A 22,296-nucleotide genomic window follows, 5' to 3' on the forward strand; every position below is an offset into this window, starting at 1 on the left:
TCTCCGTTTGAGGCTGGGGTGTGCCATGCGAATCGCGGGGGGCCCAGACAATTGCTTGCTCGGATGGGCGTAGACTAAATGACCGTAGGCCAATCACCACCACCTTGCTAATGGCAAAGGTGCTCCGACGATAGCCCGTTTCCGCTGAGACTGACTGGCCCAAAAATCATACCTATCCCTCTTCTTGAGACTTAATAGAAACCAGGTTGCTTTTAACCGTTTCCAGCATCTCGCATAGCTGAATTCTTTGGTCATGATCAAGCCCCTCTAGAATGCGCTCACTCATATCATGGCTCATTGCAGCCATTTCCTTGATAACCTGCTTTCCTTTACTGGTTAGGAACACCCGTTTAACCCGGCGATCCTCACTATCTGGGCGCCTGACAATCAGTTCCGAGGATTCAAGCCTGTCCACAAGCCCACCCAAGGCGGCTTTACCCAATTCCAGCAGGTTAGCCAAATCACTCTGAACCATACCGTCGTGGCGAGAGAGATAAGCTAGCACCCACCATTGCGAACGAGTGACGCCAAGTGGGCGCATGAAATTGTCAAACACCGTCCGACGTAAACGTGAGACATCATGCATCAGAAAACCTAAATGGTACTCCCAGTTCCGATCGTCCTTCACATTGGCTCTCCGGCTATTTTTCTTGCCCGCTTTGGCATTCGCTGCAGCCAGCTCCAGGTTTGCTTCTGATATTTCCTTCATTGACGTAACTCTCCGTACATCCTCATTCCCGACATTCCTTAAGACGGTGTTAGCGCAAGCGAATCGAGTGCCTTAAGCAAGGTAAGTTTCAATATGGTATCCAAAGCGACCTTATTGTAACAGAGTCAATTTCGATTAAATGCCCCCTCAACCTGCTGCAGACAAGCCCCCGCAATTTCTGCCAACCACTCAGACTGCTTGGAGGTGCAGCAGGCTAAAGTATCCATCACCATTCTAATTGGGACCGCCGACCTCACATAACTATAGTATGGTTGCATATCATACTTCTGCATATTATCATTGATCCATTGCTTATTACAGGTAACTCCACACCTGATATCTACGAGAGGCAGGCAGCATGGGCAGATTTACTGAAGAAACCAATGAGCACTCAATGTTCCGTAGCAGCGTGCAGGGATTCATACAGAAAGAAGTCAGGCCTTTTTTCCAGGGCTGGGAAGAGCAGGGCATCGTAAGCCGTGAGCTTTGGGAAAAAGCCGGAGCCGCTGGTTTGCTGTGCCCTCAGGTACCGGAAGAATATGGCGGCCCCGGATGTAGTTTCAAGTACAACACTATGGTGATCGAAGAGTTTACCGGTGAAGGATTCATCGGTCCGGTGAACAACTTTTCTGTCCACAGTGATGTATGCACGGGTTATTTGTTGAGCTATGGCTCCGAAGAGCAGAAAAGAACCTGGCTTCCCGAAATGGTCTCCGGTGAGACCGTGTGCGCCATCGCCATGACAGAACCCGGGACGGGTAGTGACCTGCAAGCTATAAAAACCCGAGCCAAACGCGAGGGAGACAACTACATCATCAACGGCTCAAAGACCTTTATCTCCAACGGCCAACATGCGGATCTCGTGATCGTTGTTGCGAGGACCGGAGAAGAGGCCGGAGCTGCGGGAGTGAGCCTAATACTGGTGGAAAGCACAAGGCGTGGTTTCGAACGCGGCCGAAACCTTGACAAGATTGGCCACCATTCCGCCGACACATCCGAGCTTTTCTTCTCTGATCTGGAGGTTCCGGCATCGAATCTACTTGGCTCTGAAGGTAGCGGTTTCGGTGCCTTGATGTCAGAACTCCCCCAGGAACGGCTCACAATCGCTGTTGCCTCCATCGGCGCAGCCCAGCATGCCTTTGATATCACCCGCAACTATATGGAAGAGCGCACGGCTTTTGGAAAACCGATTCTTAAATTCCAGGCTAACAGCCACAAAATGGCGGACCTGAAAGCAGACCTCGCTGTGGGATGGGCATTTGTAGATCAATGCATCAAACAACATGAGCTTGGGGAGCTCACCCCAGCGAATGCCTCAATTGCAAAACTTTGGTGCAGTGAGTTGCAGGGCAGGCTTGTTGATCAGTGCCTGCAATTTTTCGGTGGCTATGGATTCATGAAGGAATACGAAATCAGTCGCCTGTTCAACGATGCCCGAGTACAGCGCATTTATGGTGGCACGTCTGAAATCATGCGAGAACTGATTTCAAGATATCTTTAACCCAATGACTCCCGGAGACTTCTGATGGCAGGTCGATATTTTGAACAACTAAACGTCAATGACGTCTTTGAACATGAGGTGAGGAAAACCGTTACCGAGTCGGATAACAGTTGGTTTTGCGCGGCAACCTACAACCCTGCCCAGATTCATATCGATGCTGACTATTGTGCGAAAACTGAATTCGGAAAACCTCTGGTCAACTCGGTTTTTACTCTCGGACTTGTAGTTGGTGTCAGCGTTCAGGACACCACACTCGGAACAACCATTGCCAACCTTGGGTTCAGTGATGTCACTTTCCCAAATCCGGTCTTTACCGGCGATACAATCAAGTCTGTAACAACTGTCGTCGATACCCGAAAAAGTAAATCCAAGAGAAACGCGGGAATTGTTACATTCATGCACGAAGGGTTTAACCAGAAGGGCGAAGTGGTCTGTCGATGTAAACGACAAGCTCTCATGATCTGTACTGAAAGCAGCTGAGGTATAACGCCTTTACTGAAATCAACCGACTATGCGGTGACACTATGTTTAAGAGATCGCTTTTCAACCAAGAACATGAAATGTTCCGGGATACGGTTCGGAAGTTTATCGACAAGGAAATCGCACCCTATCACTATCAGTGGGAATCAGATGGCGTTGTTCCTCGTGATCTCTGGCTGAAGGCCGGAGAAGCTGGCATGCTCTGCTGCACGATTCCTGAGCAATACGGCGGCCTGGAACTGGACTACCTGTTTGATGTCATTGTCTTTGAGGAAATGGCCCGCAGCGGCTTCACGGGTCCGGGTTTCCTAATACACTGCGATCTGGTGGCAACCTACATCAAATCCTTTGGAACAGAGGATCAGAAACAACAATGGCTGCCGAAGATGGTCAGTGGCGAGGCGATCGGCTCACTGGGTATGACTGAGCCCCACGCAGGTTCAGATTTACGGAACATCCGCACCAGGGCAGTAAGAGATGGGGATGATTATGTCATAAACGGACAGAAGGTATTCATCTCCAACGGTCAGCTCTGTGATGTTCTGGTTCTCGCGACCAAAACCGATGTAGCTGACCGGAACAATGGCATCACCCTTTTTCTCGTTGATACCAGCCTTCCCGGCTTTCACAGGGGTAAAAACCTGGACAAGTTGGGGATGAAGGCACAGGACACATCGGAGCTGTTTTTCGAAGATCTGAGGGTACCCGCCAGTTGCATGCTGGGAGAGGAAGGCAAAGGCTTCGAGCTCATGATGACCAAGCTCTCGCAGGAAAGATTGGCTCAGGCTATACGTTCTGCCACCGTTGCAGAACACCTTATCGACATTACAGTGGATTACACCTCCGACCGTGCAGCGTTCGGCAAGACCATCGCCGATTTCCAAAACACACAGTTCAAAATTGCCGAGCTCAAAACTGATGCGGTTATCGGCCGGGTGTTCACTGACGAGTGCATCAAGAAGTTCATGGACGGAGAACTGGATCAGGTGGATGCCGCCATGGCAAAAATGTGGTTGTCCAATCTTCACTGTCGGGTGGCTGACGAATGTTTGCAACTGTTCGGTGGCTGGGGATACATGTGGGAGTACCCAATTTCCCGAGCATTTGCCGATGCCCGTATCGTAAAGATTGCGGGTGGCTCAATAGAGATCATGAAACATATTATTGGTCGACATGTAATCAAGGAAGCGAAAAAGAACAAGGGGTAACAGCCATATCCTAATAGTTTGAAGTCACAGTTGTTGTCGGGCGCAAGCCCTTTTGCCGGGGAGCTGACAAAAGTCAGGTCAAAACATGTTACCTGCCGTCTCCACAGCAGGCCCCTCCCCGGCCTTTTTCACAGACAGGAATTGTAATATACCTGCATACTTTAAAAGTCAGGCGCTTTTAAAGCTTCGCGCCTTCCTCCGGAAACCAAAATTCCGCTACTCCCTTATCGTCAAGACAGCTTGGCCACCATATTTTCTGCTATACAACAGGTTCTTACGAAAAAATCGCCCAACCTATTTCTGCCAACAAAGGCCACCCTTTCAACCAGGCTTTATTTCTTGCATCGCAACCAACTCAAATGTAGTATGTATGCATACTTTAGTGATGTTGATTTAATAGGCACACCCAACTGAAGAGGAACCACTATGCGCGGACTGAAGGACAAAGTAGCCCTGGTAACCGGAGCAGGCAGCGGTATCGGAAAATCCATTGCTTTGCGCCTTGCTGAGGAAGGCATGCACGTCGGTATTCTGGACATTGATGAGAAGGCGTCTGAAGCAGTTGTTACAGAAATCAGAAACGCAGGAGGTAGTGCAGACTGCCAGAAGTGTGACATCACAGATTTTGACAACGTCACCGCTGCGGTTGCCGCTATTGAAGACCGGATCGGGCCTACCTGGTTGCTCGTCAACAATGCCGGCTGGGACCGTCCCATGCCGTTTCTGAAAACCGAACCGGACTTCTGGCGCAAGGTGGTGGACATCAACTACCTCGGCCCCCTTCACATGACCCGTGCGGTTGCACCCGGCATGGTTGAGCGCAACGGAGGTCGCATTGTGTTTATTGCTTCCGATGCTGGTCGTGTCGGCTCGTCCGGCGAAGTCGTTTATTCCGGCTGTAAGGGCGCAACCATTGCGTTCGCCAAAGCCCTGGCACGCGAGGTCTCTCGCAAGAACGTACTGCTGAACTGCGTGTGCCCTGGCCCCACCAACACGCCCGCCATGGACGCGTTTGTAGGCACCGGCGAAGAGGGCCAGAAGATTCGGGATGCCATGGTGCGTGGTGTTCCACTGGGTCGCATTGGTGAACCGGAAGATTACCCCGGACTTGTGGCTTTCTTTGCCAGTGACGATGCTTCCTTTATGACCGGGCAGACCATCAGTGTGTCCGGTGGTCTGACAATGCACGGTTGATAACACAACCTTTCCTGATAGGAGACAAACATGAGCAATGAATTCAAAGATATCCTCTACGAAGTGGGTGAAAACGCCGTTCGAATTATCATTAACCGCCCCGAAGTGTTCAACGCGTTTCGTCTGCAAACGGTGGAAGAACTCATCGTCGCGTTCCAGCGCGCCAATGAAGAAAAGTCGGTCAATACGGTTGTACTTTCTGGCGCCGGCGACAAAGCTTTCTGTACCGGCGGCGACCAAAAGGCACACCTGTCTGAAGATGGTCTTTATGGTCCTCGCGGCACCGTTGGCCTGCCGATTGAGGAACTGCAAACTGCCATTCGCGATCTGCGCAAAGTGTCTATTGCCCAGGTGCAGGGTTTCGCTATTGGGGGCGGTAACGTATTCGCCACCCTCTGTGATCTGACCATCGCCTCTGAAAAAGCTGTATTTGGTCAGGTTGGCCCCAAAGTTGGCTCTGCCGATCCGGGTTGGGGTACAGCACTACTTGCTCGTCACGTTGGTGAAAAGAAAGCCCGTGAAATCTGGTTCCGCTGCAAAAAATATAGCGCGCAGGAAGCATGCGACATGGGACTGGTCAACAAGGTTGTCCCCCACGACAAACTGGCGGAAGAAGTTGAAGAGTGGGCTGCCGACATCAACCAGATGAGCCCCTCAGCTATTTCTATCTGCAAGCGCTCCTTCAATGCCGATAGCGAGAACATCCGCGGCATCAGCTTTATGGGTGTGCAGTCAGTGAAGCACTACTACATGAGTGAGGAGTCGAAGGAAGGCGTTCGCGCATTCAATGAAAAGCGCAAACCTGACTTCAAGAAATACGTGTAACTATCCCATCAGGGCAAAGGGCTGCGTACCTCATCGTGCAGCCCTCCTGACCACCGAAACTCAACGAAAGCCGAGCCATGTTTACCGACCTGAACTTCAAAGCAGAACTGGAATCCGACGGAATTATGGTAGCCGCCATCGACATGCCTGGCCGCTCCATGAACGTGTTTTCTGCCGATATGATGGATTCTCTGGAAAGCCTGATGAATGAGGTTGAACAGAATCCTGATATCAAGGCTTTGGTCATTACCTCAGCCAAAAACACGTTCCTTGCAGGCGCTGACCTGAGCATGATCAAGATGTTCACTGAGCGAGCGACCAAGGATACCGACGAACAACTCCACGATCTCTGTGGTCGACTCGGACGGCTTTTTCTAAGACTTGAGCAAATTGAAAAACCCACTGTCGCAGCGTTGAACGGCCTTGCACTGGGTGGAGGCCTGGAGTTGGCGCTGGCCTGCCATCAGCGCGTGGTGGTCGATGACAATCGCGCAGTGCTGGGCTTGCCGGAAATCAAGCTGGGGCTGCTTCCCGGTGCTGGCGGCACCCAGCGACTGCCAAGACTGGTCGGCAATGAAATCGGTCTACATATGCTCCTGACCGGGCAGCCGGTGAATCCAGAAAAAGCGCTTGAGATAGGATTGGTGGACGCTGCCGTCGAAGCGAATCAGTTGATAGCAAAAGCCAAAATACTGGCCCTGTCACCCTTGCGAACGCAGGCAACCTGGTATAGCGAGGACTTCCAGGCCGAAGACATCGGACTCGAAGGCGAGCATGGAAGCCCCTACCGCCCTGTTTACGAAAAACTCGATATTCAGCCTGACACCTACAGCCACTACCCAGCCTACGATGCCATCATGAAGTGCGTCACAAAGGGCCTGAAATTGCCCATGGATAAAGCCGTATCCTGGGAAATGGATGTTTTCGTACAGCTGATCAAAGATCGAGTCGCCGCCAATATGGTGCGAACGTTATTCCTTGATCGCCAACGAGCAGCCAAACAGGCCGCCGGCATTGAAAGCCCGGTAGAGCGCATTGCCATCATCAGCCAGTCGGACACATCAAAGCTGGCGGCCCAACTTGAAAAGTGCCGATTCGAGATTGTCAGTGCCGACGAACTCAAAAGCGATGACCTGCAGCTGATTGCTGATGGTGAAGTCGCCGACAATGGCATTCCGGTCAAGCTGATCACCGCCAGCTCAACGCCAATAGCGGACGGCGAGGTTGGCCTCTGGCTCTCCCCTAAAACCGCTGACGGACAGAGCGCCGAGATTTTCTGCAAGGGCGAACCAAAAGACGGTCGTGCCCTTAATGCAGCACTAAAGCTTGCCAGCAAGCTTGGCGCGGCGCCGTTGTTGACACAGCACACTCATCCCTTGATGCCAATCCTGGCAGAGACCGTCCAATTAGCAGCATCCGGCGACAATCCTCTGGATAAAGCATCCCAAATTGCCTCCGATTATGTCGTTACCAGCAACCAGGCTGACCCAAACTTTGTTGATGTGGCATGCGTACTAGCCGGCGTGTTTCCGGCATGGAGCGGCGGCCCCTTCAAATACCGGAAACAAAAAGGCTGAAGAAGGACGATTTGCATGACTGAAAATCACTATATTGGCTACGAATACCCGACCTACGACTTCACCGTAACTGAAAGTAGCCTGAACCGATTTATTGCGTCCATTGGGGGACAACCCTCATCAGCAACTGCACCAATCGCTCCCCCCACTTTTCAAAAAGTTATCGAGGGTCAGGGCGACAGCTCCCGGAAGATTCTGGAAAACCTGGATATTGACCTGAAACGGGTCCTGCATGCGGAACAGGAGTTTGATTATCTGGAGCCGATTAGTGCTGGTGACCGGCTAAAGGTTTCACGAAAGGTGTCGGATCACTATTTCAAGAAAAATGGTACCCGTGAGTTTCTGGTTGTCGAGTCTGAGATTCATAGAGCTATCGCGCCTCACAACCTGGTAGGGAGATCCCGTCAGGTCATTATTCTTCGCCAACTCTAACAATACGGAGGCCCGTTATGCCCTTGAATCTGGAAACAATAAAGCCTGGAGATATAGTCGCGGAACGTGTCTTTGGTCCGATCACCCATGAAATGCTTGTTGCGTATGCCGAAGCCTCCGGTGACAGCAATCCGCTCCACCTGGATCGCGAGGTCGCTCAGCGATCTGGCTTCGACGATGTGATTATTCACGGCATGCTGGGGATGGCGCTTCTGGGCAACCTTTTAACCGACACTTTTCCGGCAGATAGCCTGAAGCGATTCAGTTCACGTTTTGTGTCCATTATGCCTGTGAGCAGCAGAATTCGATGCCGGGCGGAAGTTGCAGAGAAGAACAGCACCGTTATCGTACTGAAACTCGAAGCAAGTATCGACAGTACTGATAAAACAGTGATTACCGGCTTCGCCGACCTCTCACTCCCGGTCGCTCCCTGAAAAGGAATCCATCATGCCGATGCCAGAAACCTTTAGGAACGTTGTCCAGCGACTGCGACCAGACATGACCGTCTACGTGCCCGGCGTTTCGGGTGAGAGCCTGGCTTTTTACAGAGCACTGCAAGAAGCGCCGGAAGCATGCAGGGGTGTGCGCTTTGTCGGTGCCTTTTTCCCTGGGATAAACCAGTCGGATTATCTGGGACTCCACCCAGAGGCCCGTCAGCGCAATTATTTTATGCTTCCTGGTCTACGTGCAGGATTAGGAGATGGCCGCGCGGAAATCCTGCCTCTGGATTACCCTGGCATTTTTCGTGATCTCCAACAGAATGTTGAGATTGACCTTGCCATTGCACAGGTAACATCTCCGGACGCTGAAGGGTTTTGCTCGCTCGGACTATCCCAAGACTTCATACCTGCAGTCTGGGGCAAGGCCAAAATCAAGGTACTGCATATCAACCCTGCCCTACCCAGAACCCAGGGCTCCTTCCGTATCCGTTATCGCGATGCCGACGTCTACTGCGAGGAGACATCCGATGTGGTTCACTACAGCAACCCAGTGCCTGAGTCACTTCAACACGATATTGCTGAACACGTTGTGAACCTCGTTGATGATGGTGACACACTGGAACTGGGCATCGGCAAACTTCCCTCCGCCATTGTTGAGGGGCTTACATCTCATCGCGACCTGAAAATCTATTCGGGAATGGTGCTGCCCAATGTTACCTCATTAATAGATAGCGGCAGCATCAAAGGGTGGGGGGCTGTGAGGGCCGGCGTAGCCCTAGGTGATTCGGAGTTCTATAAACGACTCGGCAAAGACCCCACGTTTTACTTTCAGCCGGTCAGCGAAAGTCACAACCTCCGCCGTATTGCAGATATTCCTGGCTTCTGTGCCATTAATTCCGCTGTGGAAGTTGATCTTTTCGGCCAGGTCAACTCAGATTCGGTCAAGGGCCGGCAACTTGCCGGTGTCGGCGGCCTCCCCAGTTTTGTGGGCGGTGCGCGACTATCCGAAGGGGGCCGCTCCATCATAGTTCTGCCGTCTACGACCGATAACGGGAAACACAGCCGTATCGTGCCTGCCCTGTCCAGCAAATGCTGCACTGCCCTGCCCAGACACGACGCCGACTTCGTAATTACTGAGTACGGAGTCGCCAGCTTACGCGGGCTATCAATACATAAGCGCGCTGAGGCACTCATTTCCATTGCTGCTCCATCAAGAAGAGATGAACTATTCGAAGAGTGGCAAGCCATTATCAGGGGCCTTTAGTACCCATCAACCAATGACCAAACATCCCCAAGTCGAGTGAGGAGGATATATGAACATCAATTCAGAAGGTGTACTTACCGGAAAGGTAGCGCTGGTCACAGGTGCCGGACGAGGTATTGGCCGCAGCATTGCCCTAGAACTGGCCGCCGCTGGCGCCAAAGTGGTTGTAAACGATCTGGGGGTCGCCCTCGATGGTGACCCTACCAACGAATCACCAGCGGACGCCGTGGTTACAGAGATTCTTAACGCCGGTGGCGAAGCCGTTGCGGACAAGAACTCCGTCGCAGAGTGGGCGCAGGCCCAGCAAATGGTGCAAACCGCTGTCGACAAATTCGGTCAAATCGATATCGTTGTCAATAACGCAGGTAACCTGAAGGACGTGATCTTCCACAAGATGTCGGAAGAAGAGTTCGATGCGGTTATTACCGTCCATCTCAAAGGCAGCTTCAACGTCAGCCGAGCGGCGGCTCCGCATTTCAAGGCCCAGGCATCCGGCTGCTTCGTCCACATGGCTTCGACATCTGGCCTGATTGGCAATTTCGGTCAAGTGAACTACTGTGCCGCAAAAATGGGCATCGTTGGAATGTCAAAAGCCATTGCCCTGGATATGCAAAAGTTCGGCGTGCGCTCCAACACCATTGCACCTTTCGCCTGGACCCGGATGGTCAGCTCAATTCCGGATGAAACACCAGAACAGAAGAAACGAGTGGAAGGCCTTAAGAAACTGATCCCGGAAAAAATTGCGCCCTTTGTGGCTGCGTTGGCAAGCGAGCAGGCCGCCCATGTATCCGGCCAGATTTTCGGCGTGAGGAACAACGAGATTTACCTGTTCTCCCAGCCACGCCCAATCCGCACCGCCCATACCTCAGATGGCTGGACACCGGAAACCATTCTGGAGCGGGTTTTCCCGATGTTCGAGAACGATTTCTATGCTCTGCATCGCTCAGGCGAAGTCTTTACCTGGGATCCGGTTTAACAAACAGGCCTCATAACCTAAAGAAGCCTTCGGCTCCTTTAGGTTATCTGCCAGCGCTCAACCTCGTCCGACACTGGCCAGTATACGTTGTGCGGCTTTCAGGTGAGGAATGTCGAGCATCTTGCCATCCAGGGAAACGACACCTTCTCCTTTATCAAACGCCGCAATAACTCGTTTAGCAAATGCGATTTCGTCCTCGGACGGCGTAAACGCGCTGTTGATCGTCTCGACCTGCCCGGGATGGATCGCCACCTTACCCGTAAACCCGTCATGGCGCGCCTCTTTGGCATTGATCAGGCAACCATCAGGATCTTTAAAGTCCACGTAAACGGTATCAATTGCCTGAATCTCCAGCATATGTGCGGCCAGCAACACCTGACCACGAACCTGCTGATAGAGAAAACGCCACGACCCATCCTCATTACGAGGATCGCCGGCCCCCATGGTGCTGCTCAGGTCCTCCGCGCCCCAGATCAACCCGGTCAATCGTGGCCTGTGCCGGTTACCCAGCTCAGACAACCGTAAAACCGCCTCTGGAGTCTCCGTAGCAACTGCCAGGATTTTAGTCTGGCCCACCGATACATCGGCCATGGCTTCGGCCATTTCCAACCAGTGACTAACCAGATCAAGGTCCTCTGGACCGTATATCTTGGGCAATACAATACCCACCGGCTGCATCGGAACAACGGCGGCAAGATCGCTCAGCAATTCACCGGAGCGCACGTCATTCACCCTGACCCAATGTTGGGCCTTGCAGGTGTTACTCTTCAGAAACTCCCCAAGCTTGTCCCGTGCCAGAGACTTGTTTGCGGGCATGACAGAATCCTCAAGATCAAAGGCGATCGCGTCAGCCTCGAGATCAATGGATTTCATCAGCTTCCTGTCGCTGTCAGCCGGAACAAACAAGATGGACCGAATAATGCGCTCTTTGATACTGGGAGAATCCGTCTTTGGGATAGACATAAAAAACCTTCTTCAAAATTGCCTTTTACATTCAACCAATTTAGTATACATCAATACCATATGCTAGACTAATTTAGAGTTTCGAGGGTGAGCCTAGCGCTTCTCCCCGCAGCCATGGACACAACGGAGACCGGATAATGAGCAAGACCAGCACTGTTGGCATAAAGGCTTATGGCGCATTCATCCCCAGGTTACGGCTAGACCGCGCAGCCATTGCCAATGCACATTCCTGGGCTTTCCCCTCCATGCGGGGAAAGGGTGAGAAAGCGATCTGTTCATGGGACGAGGATGCCATCACCTTGGGCGTAGAGGCTGCACGTGACTGCCTGGGCAGCCATCAGGACGAGATTGGAAAAGTCACCTTTGCCTCTACCACCGCGCCCTTTGCGGATCTTCAAAATTCCGGAATTATCGCGGCTGCACTGAGCTTCGATCACCGGATTGGCTGCCAGGATACGGGGGGTTCAACGCGAGCAGGTCTGGCCTGTCTCATCGATAGCCTTGTAAATCCAGCGGAGAAAGACCAGCTACTGATTGCCAGCGACCGTCGCCGGGCGCAACCTGCAAGTCCCGCTGAAATGCGTTATGGCTCTGGTGCGGCAGCGGTGCTTGTAGGACACGATGATTTGATAGCTTCCTTTCTCGGCGGGGCGCATCTAACAACTCCCTTTATGGATCACTACCGGATGAGCGGTCACCCCTACGATTACTACGGGGAAGAGCGTTGGATACGCGATGAGGGCGTGGTCAAACTGGTACCCACATCCATTAAAACGCTACTGGAACGCGCGGAGATCGACACTGCTGCAGTGAAATATTTTGGTCTTTCCGGTGCCCCCAAAGGCAGCGACAAAATCGTTGCCAGGAAATTGGGTATTGATCCCGCCAATCTCCTACCGGACTTTCAGGAAAATGTTGGAGATACAGGGACTGCATATCCCATGCTGCAACTCTCGGCAGCTTTTGAAGAAGCCAGCCCGGGAGACATTATCGTTATTGCCGCATTTGGCGCCGGGTGTGATGTGGCTGTATTCCGTAAGGAGAGTGGGAGTCGCAAACCTGAGAAAGGCCTAGCCGGTACACTTGCTGACCGTATACCGGAATCTTCCTACCTTAAAATGCTCTCCTTCGACGGCGAACTCAACGTCGACTGGGGACCAAGAGCAGAAGTTGATACCAAAGCTTCATTCCCGCAGCAATACCGGGCCGCCGAGCAGATTCTCAGCTTTACAGGTGGCAAATGTCACGCTTGTGGCACTGTACAATTCCCAAGCACAACCAATTGTGTCGAGTGCAGCGCACCAGACACCCAAAAGCCGTTCCACCTCGCCAACGATAAGGCTGAAGTCGCCACCTACAGCGCTGATTGGCTGCAATACTGCCCGGCACCTCCTTTATACATTGGACTTGTTCAGTTCAATTCTGGGGCACGAGTCCTCATGGAAATCGTGGATGTTGGCGAACAGGAACTAGACGTCGGCACGCCATTGCGAATGGTATTCAGGGTCAAGGCGAAGGACAACCTGCGGAATTATAGTCGGTATTTCTGGAAAGCAACGCCCACGAACGGCTAACACACGCCAGCTACGGAATATTTAGTAAGGGTCTAACCATGGCTACAGGTATTAAAGACAAAGTTGCGATTATCGGAATGGGGTGTTCACGATTTGGTGAGCGCTGGGACACAGACACTGATGGACTGATTAATGAAGCCTTCGGTGAAGCAATACAGGATGCCGGTATCGAACGCTCCCAAATTGGCGCAGCTTGGCTGGGTTCCGCTCTGGACCAGGTCAATATCGGAAACTCCGCCATTCCCCTGGCAACCTCCCTGCGCATTACAGGCATCCCGGTTACGCGGGTTGAGAACATGTGTGCTACTGGAACAGAAGCCCTTAGGGGCGCGGCTTATGCCGTCGCCTCAGGCGCCGTAGACATCGCCATTGCTGTTGGGGTGGAAAAGCTCAAGGACACCGGTTTTGGCGGGCTTCCGGTTCCAACCAAGGGCACGTTCAATGACCTCTGGATGCCTTATTCTTCCGCACCGGCCGGTTTTGCACAGCTCGCCTCCGGGTACCGCAAAAAATACGGTGTCAGTAAGGAAGACCTGAAACAGGCCATCGGCCGTGTCTCCTGGAAGAGCCACCAGAATGGCGCCAAGAATTCCAAGGCCCACCTGCAAAAAGCTATTGATTTGGAAACCATTGTCGGCGCCCCCATCATTGCCGATCCATTGGGCGTCTTCGACTGCTGCGGCGTCAGTGACGGCGCGGCCTGCGCCATCATCACCACGCCCGAAATTGCCCGCAGCCTGGGTAAACATGATCTGGTAACGATCAAGGCTCTGCAGCTTTCCGCCAGCAGTGGTTGGGAATCTTCAACCGGCGGCTGGGACGGTAGTTATGTGAAGAACACCCGGCTTGCCGCCAAGGCGGCCTATAAAGAGGCCGGGATAACCGATCCGGTTTCCCAACTAAGTATGACGGAAGTACATGATTGCTTCTCCATTACAGAACTGGTGACCATGGAAGATCTTGGTCTATCAGAGGACGGTCAGGCATGGCGCGATGTACTGGAAGGGAAGTTCGACGCGGAAGGCGAAGTACCCTGCCAGGTGGACGGTGGTCTAAAGTGCTTCGGCCACCCCGTAGGTGCCAGTGGCCTGAGAATGGTTTACGAAAACTACCTGCAGCTACAGGGGCGCGCCGGCGAACGACAGCTAAAAAACATGACCATGGGGCTTAGTCACAACCTTGGCGGGGTACCCTATAATAGTATAGCTGCTATCAGTATTGTTGGAATGCTGGGGGCTAGTCGGTAATGAGTCCCCTATTGCGTTGGCCTCTTCGAGATCTCCAGGATTTTTTCGTCGACTGCATCCCTCACCAGAGTGCTCTGGGATTCCAAGTGACTGAATGCCAGGAAGGTCACCTTTCGGTAGATATGCCGTTTGCAGATTATCTGGTGGGCTCGAAGGAATCCCGCACGTTGAATGAGGGTGGCATCACGTCGCTGGTTGATGCGGTGGCTGGCTCGGTAATACTGACGCAGCGAGAAGAGCTGAGAAGGACTGCCACGCTGGACTTACGAATTGATTTTTTGAGGAGCGCTCGCCCCGGTGAGGGAGTATGTTGCAAGGCGAGTGCGTTGAGGATTACTCAGAATATTGGTGTCGCCCACGCGAAGGTGCACGATAGCGACGAGGAGAGCCCCATTGCGGTTGCAACCGGCACGTTTGCGATATTCCAGGGGGTAGCCGAGCCTCACAAGTTTGGTGCAGGAGCAGCTCGCTTTCGTAATGCCGCCGATTCAGCCTCCAGAATCGATAGCTCGGTTTCCGAAAATCCTTACGAACAAATGATGGGTATCCGGCCAGACAACGACAGAGAAAAAGCCGATGGACATATGATTTTCCGTGAACATCTGACTGGCAACCCCTATGTCCCTGCCATTCACGGCGGCGCAGTTGCCTCCCTATTACAAGCCACTGCAAAAATGGTTCTTACGCGAGACACTTCTGCCACTGTCCACCCGCATATGCTGAGCTGCAGCCTCGAGTACCTTGGCTCCCCTCTCACCAAAAATACGTTTGCAAGGGCCACGATTTCATCAATAAGCCGTCGATTTGCCAATGTTCGTGTAATCGCCTTTCAGGAAAGCCCTGACCAGCCAGTCGCAGCTGCAACCATCCAGTTTTTACTTGTCCGCTGAACAAAGTCTCGTAGGGGTCAGGTTTTGAACTGTTGGACAAGTTCGCGCAAATTATCGCCCAACTGTGCAAGCTCACTGCTCGCTTCGTTCGTACGCGTGACACCCGAATCGCTTCGTTGGGCCGCATCTACAATGCGCACAACATTCTGATTGATCTCCTCCGCCACCTGGCTTTGCTGCTCGGCTGCAGTGGCAATCTGGGAAACCTGATCGTGAATATCACCAACTGACTTCTCAATCGTGCCCAATGTTTCAGCAGCGCCGTTAATCCGTTCTACGGTTTCGAATGCACTTCCTCGGGATGTTTTCATGCGTTCAACAGCATTGCTGGACTCTGCAACAAACCCGTCTAGCATCTCACGGATCTGCTCGGCAGATTCTGCACTGCGGCGCGCAAGTTGACGCACTTCATCCGCCACAACAGAAAAGCCCCGCCCATGCTCGCCCGCACGGGCCGCCTCAATCGCCGCATTTAAGGCAAGTAAATTGGTCTGTTCGGTGACGCCATGAATTACATCAAGTATTTGTGAGATACCCGCTGTTTTTGCCGATAGCGCTTCAATGCTGGTGGCGCTTTCCTGTATCTCTGAAGTCAGCTTCCTCACAGCCTCTTGCGTTTCGGCAATATTTCTCCCGCCCTCTCGCGCCAACTGATCTGCATCAGATGCTGCAGACTCTACACCGTTGGCATTCTCTGAGACCTGTTGAATAGTCGTAGCCATTTCATTGATTGCCGACGCAATCTGATCCGTCTCAATCCCCTGCTCCTGAACGGAGTGGTTGGTTTCAGCTGCGACCTGACTCAGTTCCTTTGCTGAATGCGCTACTTTGTTCGTCGTCACCCCCACTTCACCGATTATTTGTTGTATTTTTCTAACAAATGCGTTGAAGCATCGGCCAAGCTCGGCCAACTCATCACCACCTGACTCTGGAAGCCTGTGTCGCAGATCACCCTCCCCACTGGCAATCTCTCGCATCATTGCGCTGATTTTGGCGATGGGTGCGCTTACGCTACGGCTGGCAAACATCCCAATCAGAACCGCTACCACAACGATCCCGAGGCTTACCAAGGATATCAGCATTAGCGTTTCGGAAATTCTGGCCGTGATGTCCCGCCTCGCTTGCTCCAGAGCTCCCGAGACATCTGCAATATTAACCCCAGCGCCAATCAGCCATCCCCATCCGGTGATCATTCGCTGGTAGGAAAGTTTTGGCTGGATCTCGCCATACTCCGAATTCATATAGGTATACGTATGGAACCCGTCATCGTTAGTTGATTGGACAAGCGCGGTGAGCAACTTCCTGAGCTTCGGATCTTCCGTCGGGCCTTCCATGGACGGATCTGGCCGGTAAGCCAGATTTTCCATCTCGGGTCCGAAGGCGATGACATAGTTATCTTTGCCAAACGATATCGACCTTAATGCTGTGCGGGCTCGCCTTTTTGCCTCAGAAACCGAAATGCCCGGCGATTCCTTGATCTCCATCACTACGGAGTGAGCAACATCCACCGTGTCCTTTAGCCCAGAACGCCGGCTCTCAAGCAAGTTTGTTTCGAGCCTATTAAGCTCTTCTTCTCCAATTGCCTTGATCTGGACAATCGACACCCACGCAATGGCAAATGCTGTGAGTAGAACAGGAAACAGAATTGAGACCAGGATCCGAAAACTGATACGAAGCCGGTTAATCAGGGGCATGACTACAAGCTCCTATCGCTATGCCCAAAAAATCCTCGGAATCGAGGGCAACGGTTATCAGAGCTTGCTATCAAACTCGGGGATAGCCTCAAAAAGGTCCGCCACCAACCCATAATCCGCAACCTGAAAGATTGGCGCCTCTTCGTCCTTATTGATCGCAACAATGACCTTCGAGTCAGACATACCAGCTAGGTGCTGAATCGCCCCAGAGATCCCCACTGCCAGATAAAGTTTCGGTGCCACAATTTTGCCGGTCTGGCCAACCTGCATGTTATTGGACACAAACCCGGCGTCTACAGCCGCTCGGGATGCCCCCACTGCAGCACCTAGCTTATCGGCCAGACCATAAAGCAGCTTGAAGTTATCTCCGTTTTGCATGCCTCGACCACCTGAAACAACGATGTCCGCTGTGGCCAGGTCCGGCCTATCTGAGGTTGCTAGCTGCTCGTCGACAAACCGGGATTTGTCGTTACCCAGAACCAAATCACTGCTTTCGATATTGGCTTTATCGTCCTTTATAGACACCGGATCAAACGACGTCGCTCGCACTGTAATCACCTTCACACTTGCGGAGGATTTGACCGTCGCAACGGCATTACCAGCGTATATTGGGCGTTTGAAGGTTTCTTCATCCACCACTGAAATGATCTCAGAGATCTGGTCAACATCCAGCAGCGCTGCAACTCGAGGCATGAAGCTTTTACCCCAGGTGGTAGCCGCTACCAGAACATGACTGGCCTCTTTGCTCATTTCAGTCACCAGATCCGCCACGCACTCCGGTAGTTGGTGCTCATAAGCTGGATTGTCACAAATAACAACTCTCGACACGCCTTCACACTGAGCGGCCTCCTCTGCCACAGCACCACAACCGCTACCGACAACAAGTACGGAAATGTCTTCCTGTCTGATTTGCTTCGCTGCAGCCAGAGCACTGAGGGTTGCACCGTTGAGTTTGGCATTATCGTGCTCTGCAATAACAAGAATGCTCATTTAAATCACCCTGGCTTCGTTCTTGAGTTTATCGACAAGTTCATCAACATCCGCGACCCTGACTCCGGCAGAACGCGTCGCCGGCGCTTCCACCTCCAACATTTTCAACGTGGAATCGATGTTTACGCCAAGGTCATCCGGGTTTGTGATATCCAATGGTTTCTTTTTAGCTTTCATGATGTTGGGCAGCGAGGCATAGCGCGGCTCATTCAAGCGCAGATCAGTCGTCACAACGGCCGGCAGGTTCAACTCTACAGTTTGCATGCCACCGTCTATTTCACGCATAACCTTTGCCTTGCCATCCACGACGTCGATGTTCGAGGCAAACGTTGCCTGCGGGAAGCCGGACAGAGCCGCCAGCATCTGACCCGTCTGGTTGCTGTCGCTATCGATGGCCTGTTTACCCAGCAGGATCAGGTTGGGCTGCTCTTTAGCGACAACGCTTTTGAGAAGCTTGGCGATTGGCAGAGCATTGAGGTTGTCCTCACTTTCAATCAGGATACCGCGGTCTGCCCCTAACGCCATTGCGGTACGGAGCTGTTCCTGAGAAGACTTGGTACCCACAGATACCACAATAATTTCAGAGGCCACGCCTTTCTCTTTCAGCCTTACAGCTTCTTCCACCGCAATCTCGCAGAAAGGGTTCATGGACATTTTGACGTTATTAAGGTCGACACCTGACTTGTCTGGCTTGACCCGCGCCTTTACGTTGTAATCGATCACTCGCTTGACTGCGACAAGGACTTTCATAGATCAGTACCTTTCTTTATTTAAGGGTAATGGTGGTATTCACTCCAGCACCCACATCGTCTTCGTCAAACCAACGGGCGGTAACGGTCTTGGTTTGGGTATAGAACTGGATAACCTGCTTGCCGTATGGACCTAAATCGCCAAGTTTGGATCCCCGAGAACCGCTAAAAGAGAACAGAGGAACAGGTACAGGAATTGGCACATTAATACCAACCTGTCCGACATCGATGTGTTCTTCAAAGCGGTGGGCGGCCCCGCCGGAACGGGTAAAGACAGCGGTACCATTGCCGTGCGGATTGCGGTTAACAAATTTGATCGCTTCGTCCAGGGTGTCCACGTTAACCACACACAGAACTGGGCCGAAGATTTCCTGCTGATAGATCGTCATGTCTGCCGTCACGTTGGCAAAAATCGTCGGGCCAACAAAGTTGCCGGTTTCGTACCCATCCACTTCTGGATTGCGGCCGTCAAGAACCAGATCAGCACCTTCATCCACACCTTTCTGAACCAGGTCATGAATACGCTCCAATGCTGATTTCGAGATGACGGGACCAACATCTGTTCCATCATCAATGCCTGCTCCAACCTTCAATAACTTCGCCCTTTCGATCAGGTCAGGTAGCCAGCTTTGAGCTTCACCCACAAGAACCATTACTGGCAATGCCATACAGCGCTGCCCCGCCGCACCAAAAGAGGCTCCGGCGATATTATTCAGAGTTTGCTCTTTGTTTGCGTCTGGCAGAACCACACCATGGTTCTTGGCGCCCATCATGCACTGCACTCGCTTGCCGGATTGGGAGGCACGGTGATAAACATGAGTTCCTACATGGGACGAGCCCACAAATGAAACCGCTTTGATATCCGGGTGGTCACACACACCGTTGACCGCATCCTTCCCACCATGGATAACGTTTAACACGCCGGCGGGGATGCCGGCTTCCAAAGCCAGCTCAACCAGGCGCATGGTTACCATGGGATCCTGTTCGGACGGTTTCAGCACAAAGGTATTGCCCGTCGCGATGGCCATGGGGAACATCCATAGCGGGATCATGGCCGGGAAGTTAAAAGGCGTGATTCCAGCGCAAACTCCAATGGGTTTGAGCAGGGTATAGGTGTTCACGCCACCCGCGACATTGTTAGCGTGTTCTCCCAGTTGCAGGTTGCCGACTGCAGACGCATGCTCGACAACTTCCAGACCACGGAACACGTCACCTTCGGCATCGGCCAATGTCTTGCCCTGCTCAGCTGTTAGCAGAGCCGCCAGTTCCTTCATGTTTTCACGAATGAGTTGCTGGTATTTCAGAAAAATCCTTGATCGGGCCCCGATTGGGGTACGCTTCCAGCTCTCGAAAGCCTTGTTAGCACTTTCAATAGCACGATTGATTTCATCGTTTGTTGCAAACGGCACGCGAGCCAGCACCTCTTGGGTCGCCGGATTTACAACATCCCGCCATTGATCGGTTCTGGACTCAATAAACTCGCCGTCAATCAATAGCTTGACCGTTGGAATATTACCCTGTGACATACTTTACCCTTTCGGAATTTAAAAGATTTGTGTAGGCGTCCTGCGCAACGAGACAATCAGCCTTGGTTTTGAGATTGGCTCAGAAATCGCTCAGCAAATTTTCTGTACCACTCGAGACTCTCCGGATTGGCCAGCGAGTCCCGATTGACCACCTGCTCCAGGGGCTGGCCAAGAAGCACCTTCTTGATCGGTACTTCAAGCTTCTTGCCAGAAAGGGTCCGAGGCACGGCAGGCACCACGAAAATATCGTTAGGTACATGCCTCGCAGTAAGCGCATTGCGAATTCGAGACTTGATCTCTTCACGAAGACTCTGATCGAATACCGTTCCCTCTTTGAGCACCACAAAGAGGGGCATGTAGGACTGCTTACCCAGAAACTCCAGATCCACCACCAAGCTGTCCACTATTTCCGGCAACACCTCAATGGCCTGATAGAGCTCGCTGGTCCCCATCCTTATGCCATGTCGATTAATCGTGGCATCGGAACGGCCGTAGATAATGACACCGCCGCGAGGCGTGATACTCATCCAGTCGCCATGGCGCCAGATGCCTGGGAACGTATCAAAGTAACTCGAGTGGTAGCGTTGATTGCCTTCATCGTTCCAGAAGTACAGCGGCATGCAGGGCATGGGCTCGGTACAGACCAGTTCTCCGACCTCATCAATCACCGGCTTCCCCGCATCGTCAAAGGCATGAACAGCGGCACCCAGTACCCGACACTGCATCTCCCCCTTATAGACGGGCATGGTGGGATTACCCCCGATAAATGGGCCGGCAAGGTCAGTACCACCCGACATGGGTGCGATCCATACGTCTGAACCCAACTGTTGCTGGATCCAGTCGTAGCAATCCGGGGCAAGAGGTGAGCCGGTGGAGCCAATTGAGCGAAGCTTGGAGAGGTTGGCTTCTTTCTTTGGTTTGATGCCGGCTTTCAGACAGGACTCATAGAAGGCCGCACCTGCACCAAAAAGCGTAGCACTGGTATCACCGGCAAAACGCCAGAGCCGACCAAGGTCCGGATACCCTGGATTGCCGTCGTAGATACAGACGGTACTGCCAACAAGCAGTCCACCGACTTGGCAGTTCCACATAATCCAGCCGGTCGTGGAGTACCAGTGGTACCGGTCCTGGGGACCAAGATCATTATGAAGCCCCAAGCTCACCGACATGGAAAGAATGATGCCGCCATGGCCATGAACAATCGGCTTGGGCTTGCCTGTTGTTCCTGACGAATAGACAATCCAGAGGGGATGATCGAAAGGCAGCCACTCAGGTTGAAGCTCAACCGAGTCCGCGACCAGTGCATGCCAGTCAAGCGCATCCTCAGCCGTCTCGGATGCCCCATCAGCATTCAGCACCGGAACAGACACGAAATGCTGAAGAGACGGCAACTGTTCCCGAATCTGTTTCACCACATTGCTGCGGTCATAAATTTTGCCGCTGTAGCTGTAGCCATCGCAGGCGATCAGAACTTTCGGTTCGATCTGACGGAAACGGTCCAGGACGCTGATGGCCCCCATATCCGGAGAACATACGGACCAGACGGCACCAACGCTGGCGCAGGCCAGAAAGGCCACAATGGTTTCAAGGCGGTTGGGCAGGAATGCCGCAACCCGGTCCCCTTCGACCACATCCATTGCCCTCAGGGATGAAGCCAGGGATGCAACCTGCTGCTCCAGTTCGGACCAGGAAACATGCTGTCGATTGCCCGCTTCATCTTCAAAAATGATCGCAGGACGGTCGCTGCCAGCATGTCTGAATACCTGTTTTACATAGTTAACCCGGGCTCCCTGGAACCACTTTGCTCCGGGCATTTTCCGGCTGCCCAGAACACTTGAATAGGGCTCGGGGGACTCTACTCCGAAGTACTCCCAGACACTTCCCCAAAACGATTCGATATCGCTCACGGACCACTGCCAAAGTGAGTCGTAATCACTAAAGGCCGTGTTGTCCGAACGCTCGGATAACCACTGGGTGTAGTGGCTAAGACGAGCATTGGCTTTTCGTTCAGACGTTGGTTCCCAGAACGGTTTCACGGTAATTCTCCCGGATTTTGA

Annotated in this window: 20 protein-coding genes; 13 read left to right on the forward strand and 7 right to left on the reverse strand. The window is 52.6% G+C overall.

Annotated elements, in window-relative coordinates:
* Window positions 1-172: 172 nt before the first annotated feature.
* Entirely contained in the window at window positions 173-709 is a 537-nt protein-coding gene (locus tag ACJO5Y_RS17990; RefSeq protein WP_406989142.1) for a MarR family winged helix-turn-helix transcriptional regulator, read from the reverse strand.
* Window positions 710-1,067: 358 nt separating this feature from the next.
* Between ACJO5Y_RS17990 and ACJO5Y_RS17995 the strand changes: the two genes are divergently transcribed.
* The 10 genes from ACJO5Y_RS17995 (at window position 1,068) to ACJO5Y_RS18040 (ending at window position 10,606) form a co-directional block, all read left to right on the forward strand.
* Window positions 1,068-2,210 carry an acyl-CoA dehydrogenase family protein gene (locus ACJO5Y_RS17995; RefSeq protein WP_406989144.1) on the forward strand — a complete coding sequence of 381 codons (1,143 nt, stop codon included), beginning with the start codon at window positions 1,068-1,070 and terminating at the stop codon, window positions 2,208-2,210.
* A gap of 24 nt (window positions 2,211-2,234) precedes the next feature.
* Window positions 2,235-2,690, forward strand: a complete 456-nt coding sequence (locus ACJO5Y_RS18000; RefSeq protein WP_406989145.1) for a MaoC family dehydratase — start codon at window positions 2,235-2,237, stop codon at window positions 2,688-2,690.
* 44 nt (window positions 2,691-2,734) lie between these two features.
* Window positions 2,735-3,898 (forward strand): acyl-CoA dehydrogenase family protein, encoded by a 1,164-nt coding sequence (locus ACJO5Y_RS18005; protein WP_406989147.1) that lies wholly within the window; start codon window positions 2,735-2,737, stop codon window positions 3,896-3,898.
* Window positions 3,899-4,324: 426 nt separating this feature from the next.
* Window positions 4,325-5,092 carry a glucose 1-dehydrogenase gene (locus tag ACJO5Y_RS18010; protein WP_406989149.1) on the forward strand — a complete coding sequence of 256 codons (768 nt, stop codon included), beginning with the start codon at window positions 4,325-4,327 and terminating at the stop codon, window positions 5,090-5,092.
* A gap of 30 nt (window positions 5,093-5,122) precedes the next feature.
* Window positions 5,123-5,917: an enoyl-CoA hydratase-related protein gene (locus ACJO5Y_RS18015; RefSeq protein WP_406989150.1), complete on the forward strand. Its 795-nt coding sequence runs from the start codon at window positions 5,123-5,125 to the stop codon at window positions 5,915-5,917.
* 77 nt (window positions 5,918-5,994) lie between these two features.
* A complete protein-coding gene (locus tag ACJO5Y_RS18020; protein ID WP_406989152.1) occupies window positions 5,995-7,494 on the forward strand; it encodes an enoyl-CoA hydratase-related protein in 1,500 nt (499 codons plus the stop codon).
* A 15-nt stretch (window positions 7,495-7,509) separates the two neighbouring features.
* On the forward strand, window positions 7,510-7,926 hold the full coding sequence (locus tag ACJO5Y_RS18025) for an FAS1-like dehydratase domain-containing protein (RefSeq protein ID WP_406989154.1): 417 nt from the start codon (window positions 7,510-7,512) through the stop codon (window positions 7,924-7,926).
* A 17-nt stretch (window positions 7,927-7,943) separates the two neighbouring features.
* Window positions 7,944-8,360: a MaoC/PaaZ C-terminal domain-containing protein gene (locus tag ACJO5Y_RS18030; RefSeq protein WP_406989155.1), complete on the forward strand. Its 417-nt coding sequence runs from the start codon at window positions 7,944-7,946 to the stop codon at window positions 8,358-8,360.
* Window positions 8,361-8,373: 13 nt separating this feature from the next.
* Window positions 8,374-9,630 carry an acetyl-CoA hydrolase/transferase family protein gene (locus ACJO5Y_RS18035; protein WP_406989156.1) on the forward strand — a complete coding sequence of 419 codons (1,257 nt, stop codon included), beginning with the start codon at window positions 8,374-8,376 and terminating at the stop codon, window positions 9,628-9,630.
* Between the two features lie 49 nt (window positions 9,631-9,679).
* Window positions 9,680-10,606 (forward strand): SDR family NAD(P)-dependent oxidoreductase, encoded by a 927-nt coding sequence (locus ACJO5Y_RS18040; protein ID WP_406989158.1) that lies wholly within the window; start codon window positions 9,680-9,682, stop codon window positions 10,604-10,606.
* A gap of 57 nt (window positions 10,607-10,663) precedes the next feature.
* Here ACJO5Y_RS18040 and ACJO5Y_RS18045 read toward each other — a convergent pair whose 3' ends face one another.
* A complete protein-coding gene (locus ACJO5Y_RS18045) occupies window positions 10,664-11,569 on the reverse strand; it encodes an HpcH/HpaI aldolase/citrate lyase family protein (protein ID WP_406989159.1) in 906 nt (301 codons plus the stop codon).
* A gap of 137 nt (window positions 11,570-11,706) precedes the next feature.
* Between ACJO5Y_RS18045 and ACJO5Y_RS18050 the strand changes: the two genes are divergently transcribed.
* The 3 genes from ACJO5Y_RS18050 to ACJO5Y_RS18060 are packed head-to-tail and all read left to right on the forward strand — an operon-like array spanning window position 11,707 to window position 15,280.
* Window positions 11,707-13,143 carry a 3-oxoacyl-[acyl-carrier-protein] synthase III C-terminal domain-containing protein gene (locus tag ACJO5Y_RS18050; protein WP_406989161.1) on the forward strand — a complete coding sequence of 479 codons (1,437 nt, stop codon included), beginning with the start codon at window positions 11,707-11,709 and terminating at the stop codon, window positions 13,141-13,143.
* A gap of 38 nt (window positions 13,144-13,181) precedes the next feature.
* Complete coding sequence (locus ACJO5Y_RS18055) at window positions 13,182-14,390, forward strand: acetyl-CoA acetyltransferase (RefSeq protein ID WP_406989163.1); 1,209 nt, start codon at window positions 13,182-13,184, stop codon at window positions 14,388-14,390.
* Complete coding sequence (locus ACJO5Y_RS18060; RefSeq protein WP_406989164.1) at window positions 14,390-15,280, forward strand: PaaI family thioesterase; 891 nt, start codon at window positions 14,390-14,392, stop codon at window positions 15,278-15,280. The genes ACJO5Y_RS18055 and ACJO5Y_RS18060 overlap by 1 nt, the downstream gene beginning before the upstream one ends.
* Before the next feature lie 17 nt (window positions 15,281-15,297).
* On the opposite strand, the gene ACJO5Y_RS18065 is transcribed toward ACJO5Y_RS18060, so the two are convergent.
* Genes ACJO5Y_RS18065 through ACJO5Y_RS18085 form a run of 5 tightly spaced genes read right to left on the reverse strand, consistent with a single transcriptional unit; the run spans window position 15,298 to window position 22,275 of the window.
* Window positions 15,298-16,974 carry a methyl-accepting chemotaxis protein gene (locus ACJO5Y_RS18065; protein ID WP_406989165.1) on the reverse strand — a complete coding sequence of 559 codons (1,677 nt, stop codon included), beginning with the start codon at window positions 16,972-16,974 and terminating at the stop codon, window positions 15,298-15,300.
* Between the two features lie 57 nt (window positions 16,975-17,031).
* A complete protein-coding gene (locus tag ACJO5Y_RS18070) occupies window positions 17,032-17,964 on the reverse strand; it encodes an electron transfer flavoprotein subunit alpha/FixB family protein (protein WP_406989167.1) in 933 nt (310 codons plus the stop codon).
* Window positions 17,965-18,714, reverse strand: coding sequence for an electron transfer flavoprotein subunit beta/FixA family protein (locus ACJO5Y_RS18075; RefSeq protein WP_406989168.1), 750 nt, complete (start codon window positions 18,712-18,714; stop codon window positions 17,965-17,967).
* Between the two features lie 16 nt (window positions 18,715-18,730).
* Window positions 18,731-20,239, reverse strand: coding sequence for a CoA-acylating methylmalonate-semialdehyde dehydrogenase (locus ACJO5Y_RS18080; RefSeq protein ID WP_406989169.1), 1,509 nt, complete (start codon window positions 20,237-20,239; stop codon window positions 18,731-18,733).
* Window positions 20,240-20,295: 56 nt separating this feature from the next.
* Window positions 20,296-22,275, reverse strand: a complete 1,980-nt coding sequence (locus tag ACJO5Y_RS18085; protein WP_406989170.1) for an acetoacetate--CoA ligase — start codon at window positions 22,273-22,275, stop codon at window positions 20,296-20,298.
* Window positions 22,276-22,296 lie beyond the last annotated feature (21 nt).

The sequence above is a fragment of the Marinobacter alkalisoli genome, assembly GCF_045449855.1.
GTDB lineage: Bacteria > Pseudomonadota > Gammaproteobacteria > Pseudomonadales > Oleiphilaceae > Marinobacter.